Origin of the sequence: Burkholderia sp. D-99 (assembly GCF_011605345.1) — a bacterium.
Classification (GTDB): Bacteria; Pseudomonadota; Gammaproteobacteria; order Burkholderiales; family Burkholderiaceae; genus Burkholderia.
In genome coordinates this window covers 433,984-452,593 of record NZ_JAAOXM010000003.1, presented here as the reverse complement: position 1 = coordinate 452,593, position 18,610 = coordinate 433,984, and the positions used below count along the sequence as shown (strand labels likewise).

Annotated in this window: 19 protein-coding genes and 1 other RNA gene; 6 read left to right on the top strand and 14 right to left on the bottom strand. The window is 64.1% G+C overall.

Annotated features, from left to right (window positions below; genetic code table 11):
- Positions 1-84: 84 nt before the first annotated feature.
- The 5 genes from ompA to HAV18_RS16100 all read left to right on the top strand — a co-directional run bounded on the left by ompA (position 85) and on the right by HAV18_RS16100 (position 4,153).
- Positions 85-753, top strand: a complete 669-nt coding sequence (gene ompA, locus HAV18_RS16120) for an outer membrane protein OmpA (protein WP_021157465.1) — start codon at positions 85-87, stop codon at positions 751-753.
- Positions 754-907: 154 nt separating this feature from the next.
- A complete protein-coding gene (gene ubiG / locus HAV18_RS16115) occupies positions 908-1,606 on the top strand; it encodes a bifunctional 2-polyprenyl-6-hydroxyphenol methylase/3-demethylubiquinol 3-O-methyltransferase UbiG (RefSeq protein ID WP_166957481.1) in 699 nt (232 codons plus the stop codon).
- 13 nt (positions 1,607-1,619) lie between these two features.
- Positions 1,620-2,333, top strand: a complete 714-nt coding sequence (gph, locus tag HAV18_RS16110; RefSeq protein ID WP_166957479.1) for a phosphoglycolate phosphatase — start codon at positions 1,620-1,622, stop codon at positions 2,331-2,333.
- Positions 2,334-2,350: 17 nt separating this feature from the next.
- Positions 2,351-2,720: a transfer-messenger RNA gene (ssrA, locus tag HAV18_RS16105) on the top strand.
- Between the two features lie 191 nt (positions 2,721-2,911).
- Complete coding sequence (locus HAV18_RS16100; RefSeq protein ID WP_166957477.1) at positions 2,912-4,153, top strand: phage integrase central domain-containing protein; 1,242 nt, start codon at positions 2,912-2,914, stop codon at positions 4,151-4,153.
- Between the two features lie 11 nt (positions 4,154-4,164).
- On the opposite strand, the gene HAV18_RS16095 is transcribed toward HAV18_RS16100, so the two are convergent.
- The 4 genes from HAV18_RS16095 to HAV18_RS16080 all read right to left on the bottom strand — a co-directional run bounded on the left by HAV18_RS16095 (position 4,165) and on the right by HAV18_RS16080 (position 7,365).
- A complete protein-coding gene (locus tag HAV18_RS16095; protein WP_166957475.1) occupies positions 4,165-4,377 on the bottom strand; it encodes an AlpA family transcriptional regulator in 213 nt (70 codons plus the stop codon).
- 15 nt (positions 4,378-4,392) lie between these two features.
- Positions 4,393-4,773, bottom strand: a complete 381-nt coding sequence (locus HAV18_RS39910; RefSeq protein WP_243771659.1) for an AlpA family transcriptional regulator — start codon at positions 4,771-4,773, stop codon at positions 4,393-4,395.
- 66 nt (positions 4,774-4,839) lie between these two features.
- Positions 4,840-5,094 carry a hypothetical protein gene (locus HAV18_RS16085; RefSeq protein WP_166957473.1) on the bottom strand — a complete coding sequence of 85 codons (255 nt, stop codon included), beginning with the start codon at positions 5,092-5,094 and terminating at the stop codon, positions 4,840-4,842.
- Positions 5,095-5,409: 315 nt separating this feature from the next.
- Positions 5,410-7,365, bottom strand: coding sequence for a hypothetical protein (locus HAV18_RS16080; protein ID WP_166957471.1), 1,956 nt, complete (start codon positions 7,363-7,365; stop codon positions 5,410-5,412).
- A gap of 24 nt (positions 7,366-7,389) precedes the next feature.
- Between HAV18_RS16080 and HAV18_RS16075 the strand changes: the two genes are divergently transcribed.
- Entirely contained in the window at positions 7,390-7,839 is a 450-nt protein-coding gene (locus tag HAV18_RS16075) for a hypothetical protein (protein ID WP_166957469.1), read from the top strand.
- 87 nt (positions 7,840-7,926) lie between these two features.
- On the opposite strand, the gene HAV18_RS16070 is transcribed toward HAV18_RS16075, so the two are convergent.
- The 10 genes from HAV18_RS16070 to HAV18_RS16025 form a co-directional block, all read right to left on the bottom strand.
- The gene (locus tag HAV18_RS16070) at positions 7,927-10,197 is read right to left on the bottom strand and encodes a transglycosylase SLT domain-containing protein (protein WP_166957467.1); all 2,271 of its coding nucleotides are present in this window, start codon (positions 10,195-10,197) and stop codon (positions 7,927-7,929) included.
- An 11-nt stretch (positions 10,198-10,208) separates the two neighbouring features.
- Positions 10,209-11,726: a hypothetical protein gene (locus HAV18_RS16065; protein WP_166957465.1), complete on the bottom strand. Its 1,518-nt coding sequence runs from the start codon at positions 11,724-11,726 to the stop codon at positions 10,209-10,211.
- A 493-nt stretch (positions 11,727-12,219) separates the two neighbouring features.
- Positions 12,220-12,411: a hypothetical protein gene (locus HAV18_RS16060; RefSeq protein WP_166957463.1), complete on the bottom strand. Its 192-nt coding sequence runs from the start codon at positions 12,409-12,411 to the stop codon at positions 12,220-12,222.
- Positions 12,408-13,082, bottom strand: a complete 675-nt coding sequence (locus HAV18_RS16055; RefSeq protein WP_166957461.1) for a hypothetical protein — start codon at positions 13,080-13,082, stop codon at positions 12,408-12,410. The genes HAV18_RS16060 and HAV18_RS16055 overlap by 4 nt, the downstream gene beginning before the upstream one ends.
- Positions 13,082-13,750: a hypothetical protein gene (locus HAV18_RS16050; RefSeq protein ID WP_166957459.1), complete on the bottom strand. Its 669-nt coding sequence runs from the start codon at positions 13,748-13,750 to the stop codon at positions 13,082-13,084. Before HAV18_RS16050 ends, HAV18_RS16055 begins: the two co-directional genes overlap by 1 nt.
- A gap of 3 nt (positions 13,751-13,753) precedes the next feature.
- A complete protein-coding gene (locus HAV18_RS16045; RefSeq protein ID WP_129558772.1) occupies positions 13,754-14,005 on the bottom strand; it encodes a hypothetical protein in 252 nt (83 codons plus the stop codon).
- A gap of 259 nt (positions 14,006-14,264) precedes the next feature.
- The gene (locus tag HAV18_RS16040) at positions 14,265-14,813 is read right to left on the bottom strand and encodes a terminase small subunit (protein ID WP_166957457.1); all 549 of its coding nucleotides are present in this window, start codon (positions 14,811-14,813) and stop codon (positions 14,265-14,267) included.
- Between the two features lie 223 nt (positions 14,814-15,036).
- Entirely contained in the window at positions 15,037-17,307 is a 2,271-nt protein-coding gene (locus HAV18_RS16035; RefSeq protein WP_208101969.1) for a VapE domain-containing protein, read from the bottom strand.
- 36 nt (positions 17,308-17,343) lie between these two features.
- Positions 17,344-17,805 carry a hypothetical protein gene (locus HAV18_RS16030; RefSeq protein ID WP_166957453.1) on the bottom strand — a complete coding sequence of 154 codons (462 nt, stop codon included), beginning with the start codon at positions 17,803-17,805 and terminating at the stop codon, positions 17,344-17,346.
- Between the two features lie 146 nt (positions 17,806-17,951).
- Positions 17,952-18,218 carry an AlpA family transcriptional regulator gene (locus HAV18_RS16025; protein ID WP_112751083.1) on the bottom strand — a complete coding sequence of 89 codons (267 nt, stop codon included), beginning with the start codon at positions 18,216-18,218 and terminating at the stop codon, positions 17,952-17,954.
- Positions 18,219-18,610: the final 392 nt, after the last annotated feature.

Sequence of the window (18,610 nt, the reverse complement as noted above, 5' to 3'; positions counted from 1 at the left end):
GTTATACTTCGAGCAATGTATGACTTGTCACCGTCAACAGGCTCGCAGTAAACCTGCGGTAATCTCAATTTCGAGAGGAGAAATATGAATAAACTTTCAAAGCTCGCGTTCATTGCAGCTACCGCAGTTATGGCTGCATCCGCTTCGGCACAGTCGGTGCCGGCGTCGCGTCAAGCCGTCAATGACAACTGGGTGAACGGCACGGGCGAATGGGTGTGGATGAACGGTACGAACGAGCTCTGCTGGCGCGATGCCTTCTGGACGCCGGCCACCGCCAACGCGAAGTGCGATGGCGCACTGGTCGCCCAGGCACCGCAGCCGCCGGTCGCTCCGGTCGCTCCGGCTATCTCGAGCCAGAAGATCACGTATCAAGCTGACGCACTGTTCGACTTCGACAAGGCAACGCTCAAGCCGCTGGGCAAGCAAAAGCTGGACGAACTGGCTTCGAAGATCGAAGGCATGAACACGGAAGTGGTCGTCGCAACGGGCTACACGGACCGCATCGGTTCGGACAAGTACAACGACCGTCTGTCGCTGCGCCGTGCGCAAGCAGTGAAGTCGTACCTGGTCAGCAAGGGTGTGCCGGCCAACAAGATCTACACGGAAGGCAAGGGCAAGCGCAACCCGGTTACGACTGGCTGCAACCAGAAGAACCGCAAGCAACTCATCGCCTGCCTCGCACCGGACCGCCGCGTGGAAGTCGAAGTGGTTGGTACGCAAGAAGTCCAGAAGACGACCGTTCCGGCAAACTAAGCCGCGGTTCTCGACTGCTTCAAAGCCCCGCTCCGGCGGGGCTTTTTCTTTGACGCCCGTCCAGGCGGCCGCCGCTTCGCCGCTCGTCCGCTTCTTATATACTCGGGGCTGACGAATCGCAGTACCGCCCTCCTCCCGTAGCCCGTTTGCCGACATGACCAACGCCGATCCGCACGAACTCCAGAAATTCAGCGACCTCGCCCATCGGTGGTGGGATCCGAATGCCGAATTCAAGCCGCTGCACGACCTGAACCCGGTCCGGCTCGGCTGGATCGATGCGCATGCGCACCTCGCCGGCAAGCGCGCACTCGACGTCGGCTGCGGCGGCGGCATCCTGTCCGAATCGATGGCCGGACTCGGCGCCCAGGTGAAGGGCATCGACCTGTCGACCGAGGCACTTGGCGTCGCCGACCTGCACAGCCTTGAAAGCGGCATCACGGTCGACTACGAGGCCATCGCCGCCGAAGCGATCGCCGCGCGCGAACCCGGCACCTACGACGTCGTCACGTGCATGGAGATGCTCGAGCACGTGCCATCGCCCGGCGATGTCGTCGCCGCATGCGCGACGCTCGTGAAACCAGGCGGCTGGGTGTTCTTCTCGACGCTGAATCGCAACCTGAAGTCCTACCTGTTCGCGGTGATCGGCGCGGAGTACATCGCGCAGATGCTGCCGAAGGGCACGCACGACTACGCGCGCTTCATCCGCCCGTCGGAACTGGCCGGCTTCGTGCGCGCGACGGATCTGCACATCGTTGAGATCAAGGGCATCACGTACCACCCGATCGGCAAGCGCTTCGCGCTGTCGAACGACACCGACATCAACTACCTCATCGCGTGCCGCCGCGCCGCGTGACCTTCCGACCGGCATGACGACTCCCCTTTCGACCGCGCGGGCTGCAGACGAACCGCGCCTGCTGCACTGCGATGCCGTGCTGTTCGATCTCGACGGCACGCTTGCCGATACGGCGCCCGATCTCGCGGCGGCCGTCAACAAGATGCAGCGCGAGCGTGGCCTGCCCGAAACGTCGCTCGACGTGTTGCGGCCGCTGGCCTCGGCCGGCGCGCGCGGCCTGCTCGGCGGCGCGTTCGGCATCGATCCGCACACGCCCGGCTACGAAGCGATGCGCGACGAGTTCCTGGCCAACTACGCAACGGATCTCTGCGTACATACGGCGCTGTTCCCCGGCATCGGCGATGTACTCGACGAACTCGATGCGCGCGGCGTGCGCTGGGGCATCGTCACGAACAAGGCGATGCGGCTCACGGCACCGCTCGTCGACCAGCTCGGTCTCGCACCGCGCGCCGCCTGCGTCGTCGGGGGCGACACCACGCCGCACCCGAAGCCGCACCCGGCCCCGCTGCTGCATGCGGCCGACCAGTTGACGCTCGCGCCCGCACGCATCGTCTACGTCGGCGACGACCTGCGCGACATTCAGGCCGGCAGCGCCGCCGGCATGGCGACGATCGCGGCCGCATACGGCTACTGCGGCGACGGCGCCGCGCCGGCCGACTGGCAAGCGCAGCATCTCGTCGACACGACGCAGCAACTGCGCGAACTGCTGCGCGATGTTGGGCTATAATGCTTGATCTTATCCGCGGGGGCGACCTGGTTTCGACAGGGGTTGTGAAGCGGCTAGGGCATGTCGAGGACCCGTCACCTCGTTAATCAATGGGAAAATCGTAACTGCAAACGACGATACGTTCGCACTGGCAGCCTAACGGCCGCCGTCCTCTGCCTAGTTCACTGACGGGCTAGTGTCGCAAGACCGGTAGCAATACCGCCAGAGGTCATTTACGTCAGTTAAGCCCTGTCGGCGTCGCGACGCCAGGGTCGAAAATCTAGCGAATCGCCGTAGTGCAGCGTGTTCGTCCGCGTCGCTGCGGTTAAATCAAATGACTGAACTAAACATGTAGAACTAGTCGTGGAGCGCTTCTGGACGCGGGTTCGATTCCCGCCGCCTCCACCAAATACCCGCCAAACGACTGCAACGTTTGACAACAAAACCCCCGCCGGGCTTGGCTCCGCGGGGGTTTTTGTTGCACACTACTGCACAGGAATTCTCACCACAACAACACCCCGATGGGGGTTCTTGCGGGGGTCTTTCGTCCGCACGCCAGCCCCGAAACCCCCAAAAAACCCCCGCGCGCCGGAGCACGCATGCCCCTGACCGACGTAGCGATCCGAAATGCCAAACCGTCCGACAAGCAGCAGAAGCTGTTCGACGGCGGCGGCCTGTTCCTGCTCATCAAGCCGGCCGGCGGCAAGCGATGGGTGCTCAAGTACCGATTCGGCGGAAAGGAAAAGAGCCTGGCGCTCGGCACCTACCCCGCCGTCCCGCTGGCCGAGGCGCGGAAACGCCGCGATGAGGCCCGCGACAAGCTGGCGGCCGGGATCGATCCGGGCGCGGCAAAGAAGGCCGAGAAGCGCACGCAGCGCCTCAGCGCCGAGAACTCTTTCGAGGCCGTCGCGCGGGAGTGGCACGCCAAATACGCGCCGACCTGGTCCGAAAGCCACGGGGCGCGGATCCTGCGCCGGCTGGAGGTGGACGCCTTCCCGTGGATCGGCGGCAACCCCATTGCTGATCTCGAGCCGCCCGACGTGCTGGACGCGCTGCGGCGAGTCGAGAAGCGCGGCGCGCTCGAGACTGCGCACCGGCTGCAGGCCAACATCAGCCAGGTGTGCCGCTACGCCGTGGCAACTGGCCGCGCGAAGCGGGACGTAACCGCCGACCTCCGCGGCGCCCTGCCGCCGGTACAAACCGAGCACATGGCAGCGATCACCGACCCGAAACAGGCCGCCGAGCTGCTGCGCGCGATCGACGGGTATCACGGCACCTTCCCCGTGCAGTGCGCCCTTCGTCTCGCGCCGCTGCTGTTCCAGCGTCCCGGCGAGCTGCGCGCAGCCGAATGGGCCGAATTCGACCTCGATAGCGCAACGTGGGAGATCCCGAGCGAACGGATGAAGCGCACGAAGCAAGGCAAGGCGTCCGGCGCCGCGCACATCGTTCCTTTGCCCGAACAGGCGATATTGATTCTGCGCGAGCTGCACGCGCTGACCGGCAACGGCCGATTCCTGTTTCCGAGCGTGCGCACGAAGGACCGGCCCATGTCCGACAACACGATCAATGGCGCGCTGCGCCGGCTCGGGTACGACGGCGATACGATGACCGGCCACGGCTTCCGCGCCATGGCCCGCACAATTCTCGATGAGGTGCTCGGCGTGGCACCCGCTGTCGTCGAAGCGCAGCTCGCGCACGCCGTGAAGGATCCGCTCGGGCGGGCGTATAACCGGACGGCTCACCTGCCGCAGCGGCGCGAAATGATGCAGCAGTGGGCGGACTACCTCGACCAGCTCAAAGCCGGCGCTGCGGTCGTTCCGCTCGCCACTGCGGCAGGTTGACGCACCGCGCACTACTTCACCGACTTATTGGTTACAAGCGCCTCGACACTCGCGGCGGTGATGCCGCTCGCGCGCCTGCCAATCTTGACGAGCGTGAGTCGGTTGTCGCGCACGAGATTGTAGACGGTCGCCCGGCAGACGCCGAGCATCTGTGCTACTTCCGCGATCCGATAGAGCTTCAAGGGCACCGGCTTGGCGGGCGGAGTTTGAACTGGTGTGTGCATGGTGAGCGCTCTTGATCAGCATTGCTGCAGGGGAGCTTGATTCCGCTCGATTAACGCAATGAGGCTTTTGCCTGTCACCCCACTGGACCGCGCGCCGACCTTCACGAGTTCGAGCGCGCCTGTATGCGCCAAGCGGTAGACAGTCGACCTCGACACACCGAGCCGCTGCATGACAACGGCCACACGATACAACGAGTCAGGCCGCAACGTAGGCGCTGACGGCACGCCAGTGATCGCCAATCCAGGCGGGCGTGCTGGAGCCCGCTCGCGCAGCTGCGCGGCAACGCGGCTCGCGATTAGATCCGCGAGCAGATCGAGCAGATCCTCGCTCAGCACTAGGTCGCGACCGGTCAGCGCGCCGACACCGGTCTTGGAAGTCTTCGATACGTAGGGCATGTCCCCTCCTTCGATGTCGATCGCCACAGACAGCGCCCCGCTTCGTTCGACGAGGCGCGCCGGTTTTCAGTCCAGGCCGATAGCCTTGGTTATCGCTGCGTCAAGCTCGCCGGTCGCTGCTTCGGCCCGCTGCCAAAACCATGAAGCGCTAGGTATCGTGTCGAGGTCGACGTGCTGAGCGAACGCGCCACGAAGCGCAAAGATGCATGTACGGAGTTCACCCTGCAGCGCGTAGATAGCCGCAATGTCATGCGACGACACCGTCACTTGATCAGGAATGCTACCGATAGGAAAAGCAAGAGATTGAACGTTGGTGTTCATGGTGGGCTCCGTATGCGATCGCACCGCCCCGCTGTCAAACGGGGTGGGCGGCAACGAGCGAAGTTGACAGACCGGGGCATACGGAACCCGGCAGGCCGAAGCCTCTCCACTCGCGCCACCCATAGAAGATGCGCGTTCTCAAACGAAGAAAAACCGCCAGCGCGGCGGTTGTCTGCCGCATGCATTCGGGCTGTCAAACCCGGTCAACGTTGTGTGCGTCGACGGGCTCAGTATAGGGCCGCCACGAAACAAAATGCAACAAATTAAACTTGTCAAGCAATACTGTGCGCCATGTACAGCAATTCTTGACATCAACTAGCCACCGATCGCTGCCGCAAGATTGGGCGCGCGTGAAGGCGTTGCGTCCGGCGGTGCCCAGTAGAACGACTGCCCCCACTCTTGCGCCGCCTTCTGCTGCTGGCGGCCGAGATAGCCCGGCGACAGATTCTCCTGCACGGCATTCATGAACCCGTGATCGATCGCCGCTTTCAGGTACCACAGGTTGACGAACGGTGTGTGTGAACGGGCGAGGTTCACGGCCTGCGCGCCGACGTCCGTCGGCTTCCCCTGCGCAGCCTTGTAGGTGCCGGCCACGCCCATGCCGATCACCAGGTCGAACATCGCACCGAGGCTCGGGCCCGCGAGACTCTTAAGTGCGTTCGCGCCCGGTGAGCCGAACTGACTGTTCGGATCCTGCAGCAGCATGTCGCCGATAAACGCGAGGCCGCCACCCTGCGTCGTCGCCTGCGACCAGAATTTTGGCCGCTCCATGTCAATCGGATCCTTTCCTTGCAACAGCTGCTTGACCTGCGTGATCACCGCGCCGAGCAGGACCGACGACAGAAGAAACGACGAGGCATACACGTATCGGTTCGCCATGAGCGGCTGGCCTTCCTCGAACCCGGTTGGCAGGCTCAGCATGCGGCGCCAATGCCGCGAGATCAGCCCAATCGGGAACGCCTTGAACTGCATCACCGCGCGCGCCAGCTCGCCGGGTACGGTTCCCGCCTTGATGCCCCACGTCGTAATTCCGCGCGTCGCGAGATCCGGATTCAGGACTGCCGTTTCGCTTTCGTTGTTGATGAACGACAGCACCTTTTGCACGACTTCCGCCGTGCGCGGCGCGCCGGTGTCGTGGATCGATTCAGGGGTAAGCAACTGGCGCCCGCGGTATTCCGTGAGCTGCGTACGGTTGATCACCCCCCAATCGTCGGCAGTAAATCCGGCGCGTTCCAGTCGGGTACGATCGTAGCTGTACAGCCTCTCCCACGGCGTCTGGCCCATCTTGCCGAGCGCCCCCATCATCGACAAGCTGAACCCGCGGCGAAGACCGTCCGTCCACGCCTGCAACAGCGAAACCTTCATCGTCGAATTCGCCAGCTTCCCGGCGAGCGATGGGCTCAACAGATCCCCGGAAATTCGGTTCAGCTCGCCTGCCAAGGATTCGGCGATGATGCCGTGCATCGTCAGGAAGTCTTTCGTTTCGCCGTGGAACGACGCCGCGTTGATGTCGCGCATCAACTGGAAATAGGGCAGTTTGTTGACGCCGGCCGTCACGGCGATCGTGTGCAGATCGGAAATCGAAGCGATCAGCGTTCCCTGCAGCTTGCCGAAAGTCTCGATTGCACGGATCGTCTGCGCGACTTCAGAAATGCGCGCGCTCGCCGGCGTCGACAGTTCGCCATTGACGAGGCCCCAATACGTCTGAGGGCGCACACCGAAACTTTTCGGCAGGTCCGACACCTGGCGGCCGTCTGCCTTCGCCGCGAGCTCGAACTGCAATCGCATCTGGCTGTTCGGGTTCGGTCCGTACGCCTCGACGAGCGCGATATCCTTCGATACGCGCCCGAGGTGCCCGAGCATCGACTGAAACGCCGAGCCTTTGCCGTACTCGTTCATGTAGTCGAGATACGCGTCGGCATCCTTGAAATGGATTTGTCGGGATTGACTGCCGCGGTTCGCGCGCGAGCCGGTGCCCGGCGTGCCGCCCTTGCCCGGCTCCAACTTATTCAGTCCGTCGGTACCGATCGTTTCCCACGCGGCGCGCAGCATGTCGGACACCTGATCGTCGGACATTAGCGTGCCGTCTTCGTTGACGTACCGATCACGCGCGAGTTTCGGCAGCAGCTTATTCACCCAAATGTCGCGCGCTGCGGCGTCGCCCTTCCCCAATACTTTCACCGAGTCGTGCGGCTGAGGCACGTACCCGTAATCGAGGCGGCCGACATCTCCACCGCTGCGGTTGAATCGCTCGCGCAACGCGCCGATCACGTCGAGCCATGCGCGCGCGCCTTTTTGCGCGATCCCGTTACCGGTGCTGCCATCCGCATCCGCGAAGATTTCACGAAAGAGATCACGCGTCATCGACGGATTGTCGGCGTCGAACAGGTACATCGCAATACGCCGCCCGAATCCGGTCCCCTCCTTCGACTTTACCGCCGTGATGTAGTCCATCAACTGCCCGACGGACTCGTTCTTGATCGCGGTCGCGTTCTCCTGCACGTGCGTGATGTCTTCGACCAGCGCGTGAGCGCGCTTGCCGCCGTGCCCAAGTGCAGCCTCAAGCCGGCTGTCGGTCTGCGCAGTCTTCAAGGCGGCCAGTTGCGCATTTCGATACGCGCGCTCCGCTTCCGCCTTCAGGTCGGCCGCGGCTTGTTCTGCGGCCGCCATTGTGCGGTCATCCGCAGACATCGCGAGCCACTTTGCACGGTCCTGGCGCGCAAGCCGCCGCGCGGTATCGCGTAGACGCCCGTCGATTTCATCGATTTCGCTCTGCTTCAGCGCTCGGCCTGCGGCGCGCGCCACGGCCGCAATACATGTGGGATTCACGATTTATTCTCCGTTTGCAAGGAAGCACTGCGCCGCAACGCGGAACAGCGGAACGATCTCGTTCTGGCGAGCCAGCTCGGCGTCAACGAGTGCCATCTGCTCACTCAGCGTCGACAGACGTGTTTCTCCGGTTTCGGGATTCGTTTCCACCCACACCGGCCGATCCGCGTTCGCCGCATGAAACTCCGGCGTGTAGTCCGTGAGCTGCGCCGGCGCGGCCGGGCCCGGGGCCGCTGTCGGCGCTACAGCTGGCGATTCGGCGGGTGCGCTTGGCGAGCGTACGGGTTCCGCCGCAACATCGCGTGTAGCGGAAGCGATCGCGCTCTGGCGGCTCGGAGGTGCGCCGATCGCATCGCGTTGCCCCTGCAGGGTGGTGAGTTGCCGCTCGACCTGCGGCAGCGCCGCGCGAGCGAGTTCCGCGTTCCGGTTTGTCTCGATCGAGGCGCGTAGCCGCGCGATTTGTGCATCCTGCGCGTCGATGCGCGACTGCAGCTCGACAGGTGCGTCGCGGGCAATTTGGGCCTGTTCCCTCGCCGCGCGCGTCCTCGTCACCTCATACGTACGTCGCGGCTGCATCGACTCGATCACCTCGTCGAGCGACGGACGCGGCGCTGCTTCAAGGTCAGCGAGTTGCGCACGCAGTTGGGATACCTGACCGGGTTCCGCCATGTTGCCGATATCACCGAGCAGGTCGGTGCGCGCATCTTCCAACCGGCTGATCATGCTGGTCAATGCGTCGGCGTGCCGAATGTCGTCGGGCCGGATCATGTCGCCGACATCCACGCGACCGCCGACGGACATCTGGTCGACTGTTCGCTGGAACGCGGTCAAGTGCGTCGCGAGCGCGTCGAGGTCATCGGCACGTCCCAAGCTGGCCTGTTCGAGCAGTTGCCGGTTGTAGACGACCCGGGCAGCATCGACCTGATCAGGCGTCGGGCGAGCGCCGCGCAGCGCCTCATTTGCCCCACGATCCGCGAGATAGCTTTGAACACGCTGCAGATACGCGCGCGTCTCCGCGGCGGGCGGCTGGCGGCCCTGCAACACCGCGTTGGCCTGCGTTGGCCCGCCGTTGTAATCGGCGATGATCGCGGCGAGGTTGTCCCCGTATTGCTGACGGGTGTCGGCCAGATACTTCGCCATGCCCTCGAGCGCCTGCGCGGGGTCCGTCGGATCCGTTACACCGTACTTGCGCAAGTTCTCGGGCATCATCTGCGACACGCCGGCTGCCCCCTTCGGCGATACCTGTCCTGAATTCGACTTCTCGCCCGCGTTCTTCAGCGCGACCATCAGATCGGCGAATTGCGAGGGCAGCCCGACGCGCTGCGCCGCCTGCGCGGCATAGTCGTCGAGGCGGGGATCGTTATACGGGAGTGCCGTACGCTCGCGCGCGGACATGGCTGACAGCGGGCGCGCGAGCGCAGGATCGATTTGTGGCGCGGCCGCTCGCGCTTGGGCCTCAGCGCGTACACCGCGATAGCCTAGCGCGCCAAAGATACCAGCTGTCGCCGCGGATACAGCCAGCGCCACCGGGTCAAACGGATCGTACTGATCCGACAACTGCTGGTAGTTGGCCGACTGCAGCACGGCCTTCGTCACCGCTGTTTGAGCGACCTGCAATCCCGGCCCGGCGGCAAGTCCGATGGCAATCGTGCGGCCCAATGTGCTACCCGCGACGGGCACGACGCCGGCCAACGCGGCGCCAGTACCAGCCACAGCTCCGACCGCCGAACGCGTATTGATGTCGACCCCGCGTTCGCGCAGACTCTGCGACGCCGATTCGCCCTCGCTCGCGCCGGTCAGCGCCGCGCCGATGAACGGGTTGCCGCTGGCGATCGACATACCGAAATACTTCGTCAGCCCGCGCGAAAGCCCGAACATCACCTGCTCGGCAACGTTCGACGTGGCCGGATCCGGTGCCAGGCCCGACGAGAACCCGTACAAGTTGTCACCGATCGTCGATGAAAACGACGCGCCGCTGGTAAGGTTCGCGCGCGCTTGTTCGCCTTCTTGCCAACGTTTTGCCTGTGCCTGCGGATCGGTCAACAACGACGGATCCGTATTCGCCGTGTACCCGGCGACGACATCGCCGAATGCCTTGATCGAATCGAACCCGAACGCCCCGACTTCCAGCGCCGCCGCACCCACACCACGCAGAGGGGCGCTGACGGTGCTCAGGAACTGATTGGGTTGCGGTGCGGGCGGCGACGGCAGTGGATTCGCATTCGCGGCCTCGATCGCGCGGAGCGTGTCCTGCGCGTACGGATCGGTGAACAAAGATTGCGCCATTATTTGAGCCGAATCAGGATGGGTTGTTTCTGCGCGTTCGTCGCGTAGCCCGTGCCCGCCGTTACGGCGTACACGCCCTGCGGTGAAACGCGCACGAGGCGTGCCGACGGCAATTTCGCGGCGAAGTCTGCCGCCGGAACCTCGGTTTGCCCGATGTACACGTTGCCGTCGCCGAGCGGCGTCACGATGTTGGTCGCGCCCGCCGCTTTCACCGCAGCGTTGAAGCGGTCATCGGCCCATCCATACGGCTTCAGCGTCTTTCGCCCGTTCAGATCGACAACACCGCCAGTCGCGCCGCTGATGGACGCATTCAACTGCGTCGTATCGACCGCAGCGTTCGAAACGTTATTCTTCGCTGCTCCGTACGCGTACAGGTACTTCGTCGTGTCAATCGCATCCTGCGCGGCCGTGGCGCTCGGAAACGCTTCGCGCAGCTGCGCCGATGCGAGCGCCGTCACGCCCTGCAGCAGCTTGTCGTCGATGCCGGCGCGCTTGTCGCGAATCGCTTCTGCGCCCTGGTAAATCAGCGACGAGATACGCTGCCCGTTTTGGGCCGTGAGCTGACTCGCGCCGGCGAGCAACGCCAGTCGGTCAATCCGATGCTCCGGATCCATCTGGTTCGCGAGCGCGCCGATTCGATCGGCGTTGCCGACCGAGAACCCGATGTCGTTGATCGCCTGCCCCCGCTGCGCGGCGGGCAACCGTTCGAGGTAGTCGCCGAGCTGCTTCGCCTCGATCGGCTGCAGCGGCGATACGGCGCTACCTCCCGGGCCGTATGCCTCGACACTACCGATAATGCCGGCGCGTGACTTGATCAGCTGTATCGCATCCTGTTCGTTTGTGATCGGCGCAGTCTGCAACGCCGGAATCGCGCCACGCGACGCTGCTGCTTCCCATGGATTTGCCTTGTAGTCGGTGACCGCCTGCGAGTGCATCGTCTGAATCTGGTCGATGTACTTCGATTCGATCGTGTCCACCCCCTGCCCCGCCGTCGATGCTTTCGTGTGCATACGGTCGATTTCGGCCTGCTGCTGCGGAAGCGACATGCTGGCAAAGCCAGCCGAACGGCCTGCAAGGGCGATAAGCTCGTGCATGCTCTGCTCTTCACTCGTGCCCTTCGCGATGGTCGTGAGCTGCTGCACGTAATCCGGTGAGAACTGCTGGCCCTTCATCCAGATGTCGATCGCCTTGTTCCGCGCATCGACCGCTGCATTGTCGGCTGCGAGCTGCGCACGATCAGCCGCGTTCTGCTGCTGCGCAACGAGCGCGCGGGCATGGTTCTGGAAAGCGCTGAGCTTCTGCGGCGGTAGATCGTTGACCCACTCGAAACCGGCCGGGGCCGGCTGATCAGGCTTCTGCGTCAGCACGGAATACGCCAGCGCCGGGTTATCCGACACCATGCGCATACCGACCACCGACGACATCGTGTCCTTGGCCGACTGCCGGAGAGTAGCCTTCACGTCCGGCGGCAGAATCGAGTTGTCGATCGACACGTTCAAACCCGCCAGCATCGGCACGTACTGGCTCGGATCGCGCGCCGACGCGGATGCGCTCGCGTTGATCGCGTCCGACGTGTTGCTCACGGCAAACTTGCGCTGCTGCTCCGCTTCGAAGCCAAGCGCCGTCGAAAACGCCTTCTGACGATACTCGGTGTACTGCTTGTCCATGAAGGTGCGCACGCGCGGATTCTGGATGCTCGACAGCGCACCCTGCACGCTTTCGTCGTACGCAGACATCGCGTCCCGGGTGAATTCCGGCGCGCCTGGTGCCGCGCGGCCCTGCATGTCGACGAGCCCTTGCTGATACCCGGCGACGGTGTCCGCATACGTTTTCTGCGCGGCGAGCAGATCCTGCGAATCCTGCAGCTTTTGCTGCGCCTCGGCTACCTGGCCGACGGCCACGCCGGCCTGCTGCAGCGCCGCACCCGTACTGTCGTCGACAACGGTCAGCGGCGTGCGCGCGCCGGAAGTTTGCAACGCAGGTGTGACCTGCGACTGGTACACCGGGATCTTAATTGCCATTGCTTTCTCCAATGCCGGCGGCATCGTCGAACGCCGCGCGAGTGGCACGCGCAACCAGCTCGCGCATACCGAGCCATGCCAACCGCGCGGCCGTATCCGCAACGAGCCACGCGGCGAAACGCGGCTCGCCCGGATCGTAGACGGGGAACTCGCGCCTCAATTCGGCTTGGGTGTATTTCATTTCAGCTTCCCGGCGACACGCTGCCGGAGCGCTTCCTGCGCGAACCGGATGACCGTCTTCCGATCGGCGCCGAGGCCCGTCTCGACGAGCACCTTCGCAACGCGCGGATCGCGCTTTGCGAGCGCATTCGCCGCATCCCACGCCTGTTCCCACCCGTCGCCGAACGTCTCTTTCATGCCCTGCACCGCGTCCGCAAGGTGGGCCTGCTTGTCGGCCTCGGACAGCGCCGGCCAGCCCTGCGCAAACAGCCGGGCGTCGGCAATGAACTCGCGCACATCGATCTGGTTGCCGCCGTGGTCAGCGACGATCGCCGCGAATTCCTTGCGATCGATCGTGCCGCCCAGGCCGTCGTCGATTGACGCGACGACTTCCTGCCCCCACTGTCCGGAGCCGGTCAACTCGTCGTACAGCGGCCCGTGCGCGCCCTCGTCGCCGTAGAACTTGCGTGCTCGATCGTTGCGAACGAGCGCCAGCGCATCCTGCTCGACAGCCTGCGGCGCGCTTTGCCCGTCGCCGACGCGAAGGTTCTCGGCGGCGTTCCATGCCTTCGGCTGCTCGACCGGCGTGCGCGGCGGCTCGGCCGCGCCGGGCTGCTTCGTGTTCGAGTAGAACGCCGCGGCGCGTTCCTCGATCGTCTTCTCGACGGGTGTGGATTGCTGTTCAGCGTCCATCACGCCTCCTCGCCGGCTTCGGTCACCGAGCGCAGTGCGGACTCGCTGTCGATGATGTGCGGCGGTTGATGGGTCGGCTTCCGGTAGTCGGCGGCCAATTCGAGGCGGACGATGGTCTGCTGCATGTGCTTCGCGGCGACGACGCCAATGCTGTTGGGCCGGTGCTCTTCGTCGAACATCGACCTGACGTACGTCCGCACGGCCTGGTCGGAAATCCACGCGCGGGTGCCATCGATACGCAAGCCAGACGCATGCGGTTCGGGCAGCTCGGGGTTCATGCAGACAGCGCGGATCGCCGCGTGCAACTCAGCGTCGACCTGCAGGAACTCGCTACGCGCGATGGCGGTCGCTTCGAGCGCGGCTTCCAGCGCCTTCGCCGCGTTGACGTAGCGACGTTCCAGAGCGCGAGCCGCGCGCACGCCGTTCCGCGATTCCTGGTGCCGCGCTTCGAGTGCGGCGGTGGTATTGGCCCGCTGCGCGGCTTCGTGTACACGGACGAGCGACGCTTCGCGCGACCGGTGCAGATCCGCGACGGCACGCAGCGACGCCGTTTCCTTGTCCTCGGCGCCGTTGTTCTCGAGCAGTCGATCCTCCAGCTGCTGCTGCGCCGTGGCGGTCTGTTGGCGGGCTTCGGCGAGCTGCGCTTCGATCTTTCGGATGTCGGCCATCGATCAGTCCTCCACCAGTTCGACATCCCAATCCATCACGCGAGCTGCTTCTGCCTGCTCGGCCGTCGCGCGGCCCCACGCGTGATCCGCGTTCGGCCGGATCCGCCATTCGCCGCCCTTCAGCAGCCCGTGGCGCTCGATGAATTCGGCCAGCGCATCGGCGACGACGCGGGCCATCGACGCGCCGCGCAGCAGCGCGCAGGTCTGCAACGCCATCCGCGTGCGCGGGGTCATGGAAATGTTGGTTACGGCCATGCTCGGCTCCTCAGTGACAGTTCAATCAGCATCGCATCGGTGGAACGGGGAATCCCCCGTCTTTGCACAAGCAGTTTGCGCAAGTCGCTATGCAGGATCGTGCGTCGTTCGGGATAGGGAATCCCCACTCTTTCGGCCGCTGGTGGGGTGCATGTGGGTAGCTGAACGGGTAGCTACGCGACGTTTTCACGTGTCGAGCGTTACGCAACTCCCGCCAAATAAGACGCTACGCCCTAAGTTGAAATCGCCAATGGGGATTTCAACCGCCCTTCACGCGTGGCTTGCGGCCCGTCTGGTCGACCACGCGCACGCGCGGCTTCGAGATCTCGAGCTTGTCGTTCAGCATACCCAGGTGGCGCATCGCCAGCGTGAGCGCCGCCGTCTTGTCGAACACCTTCGCTTTCTTCGTGAGCGTCGGCGTGGGCATCAGCTCGCCGTCACCGTCCGCGCTGTACGTCATCTGCTCGACCACGTCGACGCCGGCGAGAACCGCGGCGGCCTCGTCGTCGAGCTGGTCTGGTCGTTTCAGCGTGCCGTCGGCGTTGTACAGGCGCCGAATGTCGAAGAACGCGATGCGTGCGAGCTCACGCAGCACACGATCCTGCGTGATGTGCGTGCGCTCGCTGCGCGCTTTCATCGCAGCGGCGATGGCTGTTTGCACCTGAGCATTTCTTAGCAGACGTGCGGCATTCACTTCCGCCGCATTGCCTTGCGCAGCGTAGCCGGCGCGCTTGTACGCAGCGGTCGCATTCAGATCTCGCAGATACTCGTCGACGAATCGCTGCTGTTTCGCGGTCAGTTTCTTCATTGCTTTTCCTTCTTAAAATTCGCACTGCGAACTTGTAATTTCCTGCATCTTTCGGCCTTGTCGGGGCGTAACCACCTGTAACCACCGTAACCCACGTTTCCTATAAACCCCTGTATCCCCCTTATTTATCGCGCACACGTATATATATAGAAAGGTGGTTACGGTGGTTACGGTGGTTACGAGCCTTGCTGCGTAAGGCTCTGCGCGTAACCACCGGCGCGCATCACGTGGTTACGGTGGTTACGTCCGATCGCATCCAGACCTTGGTCGGGTGCCCCCCGACCCGCTTCAACCGCTTGGAGTACCCCATTTCTCGCAAAATTTTCCCGATTCGCATTTCGTCGCTGCGTGTCAGGCGACCGTGGGCCATTCCAAGGGCGCCGGTTGCGATCTCATGAACCTGTAAAAATCCGCGCTCACGCGGCGGAAGACCAAGTTCGCATTCACCATCGCTATCAAGCCATTCGTGAATAATCGGTGCCCACGGGTCGGACAGCTTGTGCTGCGCGTGCACTTCGCGCGCCAGCGTCTCGGCCTCCCGCCAATCGACATTCCCGGCGCGCTCGTATGCCGCGCGGGCCTCGGCCCACAACTGCAGGCAGTCGGCCGCGATTCGGTCGACGTCGCACCGACCGACGCGCACCGGCAGCCATCGGCGCTCCCCCGTCTCATCGGCGAGAAACTCGTCCTGGTTGGTCGTGCCGACGAACAGGAACCGGCGCGCGAACGTCACGCTGTACTCCTTGTATTTCGGCACGAAACTCTCGTGTGTCCGGCTGATGAATGCCTTGATCGATTCCGCTTCGCGCGTATGCAGTCCGCGCAGTTCGCCCAGCTCGATCACCAGACGCCCCCGCATGAGCCGCGAAGCGTCCTGCTCACGGTCGGCAAGGTTGAGCTCGCAATAGAATTCAGCTGCCGGCGCCAAGGCTTTCACGGCCCGTGTCTTGCCCGCGCCCTGCTCGCCGATCAGCACCGGCACCATCGGCGCCTCGCACCCGGGCGACAGCACGCGACCGGCGAGCGCCGTCCAGAGATACCGCGACACCGCACGCGTGTACGACGTGTCCTCGACGGCCATGTAATCGCGCAGGAACGTCTCGATGCGCGGCACGCCGTCATGCCGTAGTCCAGTCAGCCATGTGATCGCCGTATCGAAACGGTTGTCATCCGATACCAGCGTCACGGCCTCCCGCATCGACGCCGTGCTGACCTTGGGAAAATGCTTCCGCTCGAGCTCGATTTGCAGGCGCGTATAGTCCGCATCCGTGAACGCACGCCATCCATGAGGATCCTCGTGGCGAGCGAGCACAACTTCGGCGCGGAAGTCGTCCCACCGGATATGCCATCCGCACTCGTGCGGCACGCTGACCCCGACCACAACGTTCTCGGTGGTCATCAGGATTTCGCCCTTCCCATTGCGGCGATAGTTCGGACGCGGCGGGGGCAGCTTGGCCGCCTCGTCCTGCGACAGTGCTTCGAAGTCGTCCTCGCTCGGCTGGCGCGCTGGATCCTGCCAACCGTGGGCCGCGGCCATCGCCTTGATCGTGCCAATCGTGATCGGCGTGCCCTGGTTCTTGCCGGCATAGCCCCAATCGCGATCGGTCTTCGCCGGGTCGTACTTGCTCGATCGCGCTGAGAACTCGTGCACGAGCGCCAAGCCGTCATCCGAGCCTTGCGACGCGTGATGAACGCCGAACAGCACGTTGCGCCAGCTGTCGTAGTCCAGCTCGTCGTCGCCCGTGTTCGGGATCGCATCGAGGGCGGACTTCAGGATGCCGAGCTCGGCAGGCGCGGCGGCCGGCGGCGGCACGACAATCTCTCGCTCGGCGCGCGGCACCGGCGCGCTCGTCGGCCAGTCCATTTCGGTGATGTACGACTTCGGCATGTCGTCCAGCTCGAATGAGTCGAGCGGCACCGACTTGCCGGCCAGCGGCAGGACGAACATGTTCCCGTACCCATCGTGCGGAACGCTGCTCTGCTTGGGGAAGGATTCCACCTGCCCGGCTGCCACACCCTTCGTCCCGTCCTGCAGGCCGCACGCACCAAGCACGCGCCGCAGCGCCTGGCGCACGCTGTACGCATCCTGCGGTTCATCCCACAGGAAGTAGATGTGGATCCCGGCGCCCCCCGACGAGCGAAACGGGATGCCGTGCAGCCCGACCGCTGACGCGGCGATGACGATGCGCACGGCGGTGTCCTGCATTTCGTGCCACGGCGTCTCGCCCTTGTGCGAGTCGAGATCGAGCAGCCCCACCAGCGTCACGTCGCTGCCCGGCTGCATTGGGAACACGCCGTAGGCCGGCCCGCCATTCACGTGATGCGCGAGTCGATCGGCAGTCAGCGGTTGGCCGATGTGTTGCGGCGGTTTTCCCGGGCGCCTGACGCAACAGGTCGACGTGCGCACGCGCGAAACGATCGGCGCGAGCGCCGCGACGAGATCCGAATGTGTACAGCTAGGCTTGACAGTATTTTCTGTAGGTGTACTATTCATCGTGTTTACCGAGCTTTGAAATTTTTGGGCCCGCATTTACTGCGGGCTTTTTCTTTTCACGAACTGCATGTCGGCGAGCCGCGGCGCTACGTTCTTCAGCATCCGCCGCCCTTCGGCCGGCGTCAGTCGCTTCGATCGTCGAAAGTGCGCGCGCAGGAGTTCGAACGTCGCGGCATTGGCCTGGATCTCCGTCATCGCGAGAGCGAGCGCACGTGCGAAATGGCTGCTCGGCGCGTCGTCTGTGAAGGCATCGAGAGCAGCACACGCGGTCGCTGCGTTCTTGATCTCGAAATGGCTTGACGCCGGGTGGCACAGGCCGGCGACTTGCTCCCCTGCGACGCCGGCCAGATCCATCACGGCTTCAGCAAAGAAAATGTCGGCCGCTTCGTCGAGGGTGTACGGACGCCCGGTCATCCGGTGCTCGTAGTGCGTGGATCCTGTCCAGGCTCCGTCCTTCGAACGAACGTGAGCGCCGAGGAAGCGCCAGCCGAACGCCATTGCGATGATCGTGTGCCCGGCCTCGTGCGCGGCGGTCTGCTCGCGCGAACACGGGTCGTCGCCGTGGAGTGCGCGGATCCTGAGCAGATGCTCGGTGGCGGTCTGCTTCGCGGCGGGGCTGAGATAGCGTGCGTTGTCGATGGAATTCACGCGGCCTCCATCACTTTCGCTTGATAACCGACCGGATCGGCCATCCAGCGATGGAGTTCACGATTCGGCCAAGCAACGGTGCGCGACGAGCCGAGTTTCACGCGTTTTGGGAAGCGGCCCGCACCTTCTCGCCGTCGAATCGTTTCGAGGCTAAAAGGGACAAAACGCTTGAGCTCGGCCCATCGGGTGAAGCCGTCAAGCGGCAAAGTTTGCGGGGAGTTGCCGACGCCGGGCTGCGGCGTGTTGTGGACGGTTGCGTTCATGTGCGGTCGTGTGCAGTAGAGTGGACACGGCTGCATTTCACTTTGAACCCTGCGCACGATTGTGCGCGAATCAATCTCTTTCGACCGCCTTGCGATCGAAAATCGGGGGTTCTTTTGGGGGTTCTTTGATCGTATTTTTCTGGCGAATCCTTACTGGAAAAGGCGATAGTGGATCAATTACATTGACGCCGCCCCACCAAATTCCGCGCTCGTCGCACGAACCCCGCATGACGCAAGTCTGCGGGGTTTTTTGTTGCCGACGAAACGCATGCCCCGCTCCTCTCCCGAAAAAGCGCCCAGCCACGGGTGGGCCGGGCGAAATGCCACCGGTATTCCGGCGGCAGGAGGTGACGGATGTCCTGCCGCGCCCGCACGATCATCGATCGCGCCAG

What these genes read in the sequence shown, in the direction of transcription:
- HAV18_RS16085 (WP_166957473.1), bottom strand. Translation starts at nt 5,094, where the DNA reads ATGAACACCAACGTTCAATCTCTTGCTTTTCCTATCGGTAGCATTCCT.
- ompA (WP_021157465.1), top strand. Translation starts at nt 85, where the DNA reads ATGAATAAACTTTCAAAGCTCGCGTTCATTGCAGCTACCGCAGTTATG.
- HAV18_RS39910 (WP_243771659.1), bottom strand. Translation starts at nt 4,773, where the DNA reads ATGCCCTACGTATCGAAGACTTCCAAGACCGGTGTCGGCGCGCTGACC.
- HAV18_RS16050 (WP_166957459.1), bottom strand. Translation starts at nt 13,750, where the DNA reads ATGGCCGACATCCGAAAGATCGAAGCGCAGCTCGCCGAAGCCCGCCAA.
- HAV18_RS16040 (WP_166957457.1), bottom strand. Translation starts at nt 14,813, where the DNA reads ATGAAGAAACTGACCGCGAAACAGCAGCGATTCGTCGACGAGTATCTG.
- HAV18_RS16095 (WP_166957475.1), bottom strand. Translation starts at nt 4,377, where the DNA reads ATGCACACACCAGTTCAAACTCCGCCCGCCAAGCCGGTGCCCTTGAAG.
- ubiG (WP_166957481.1), top strand. Translation starts at nt 908, where the DNA reads ATGACCAACGCCGATCCGCACGAACTCCAGAAATTCAGCGACCTCGCC.
- HAV18_RS16100 (WP_166957477.1), top strand. Translation starts at nt 2,912, where the DNA reads ATGCCCCTGACCGACGTAGCGATCCGAAATGCCAAACCGTCCGACAAG.
- HAV18_RS16030 (WP_166957453.1), bottom strand. Translation starts at nt 17,805, where the DNA reads ATGGCGTTCGGCTGGCGCTTCCTCGGCGCTCACGTTCGTTCGAAGGAC.
- HAV18_RS16060 (WP_166957463.1), bottom strand. Translation starts at nt 12,411, where the DNA reads ATGAAATACACCCAAGCCGAATTGAGGCGCGAGTTCCCCGTCTACGAT.
- HAV18_RS16035 (WP_208101969.1), bottom strand. Translation starts at nt 17,307, where the DNA reads ATGAATAGTACACCTACAGAAAATACTGTCAAGCCTAGCTGTACACAT.
- HAV18_RS16025 (WP_112751083.1), bottom strand. Translation starts at nt 18,218, where the DNA reads ATGAACGCAACCGTCCACAACACGCCGCAGCCCGGCGTCGGCAACTCC.
- gph (WP_166957479.1), top strand. Translation starts at nt 1,620, where the DNA reads ATGACGACTCCCCTTTCGACCGCGCGGGCTGCAGACGAACCGCGCCTG.
- HAV18_RS16045 (WP_129558772.1), bottom strand. Translation starts at nt 14,005, where the DNA reads ATGGCCGTAACCAACATTTCCATGACCCCGCGCACGCGGATGGCGTTG.
- HAV18_RS16055 (WP_166957461.1), bottom strand. Translation starts at nt 13,082, where the DNA reads ATGGACGCTGAACAGCAATCCACACCCGTCGAGAAGACGATCGAGGAA.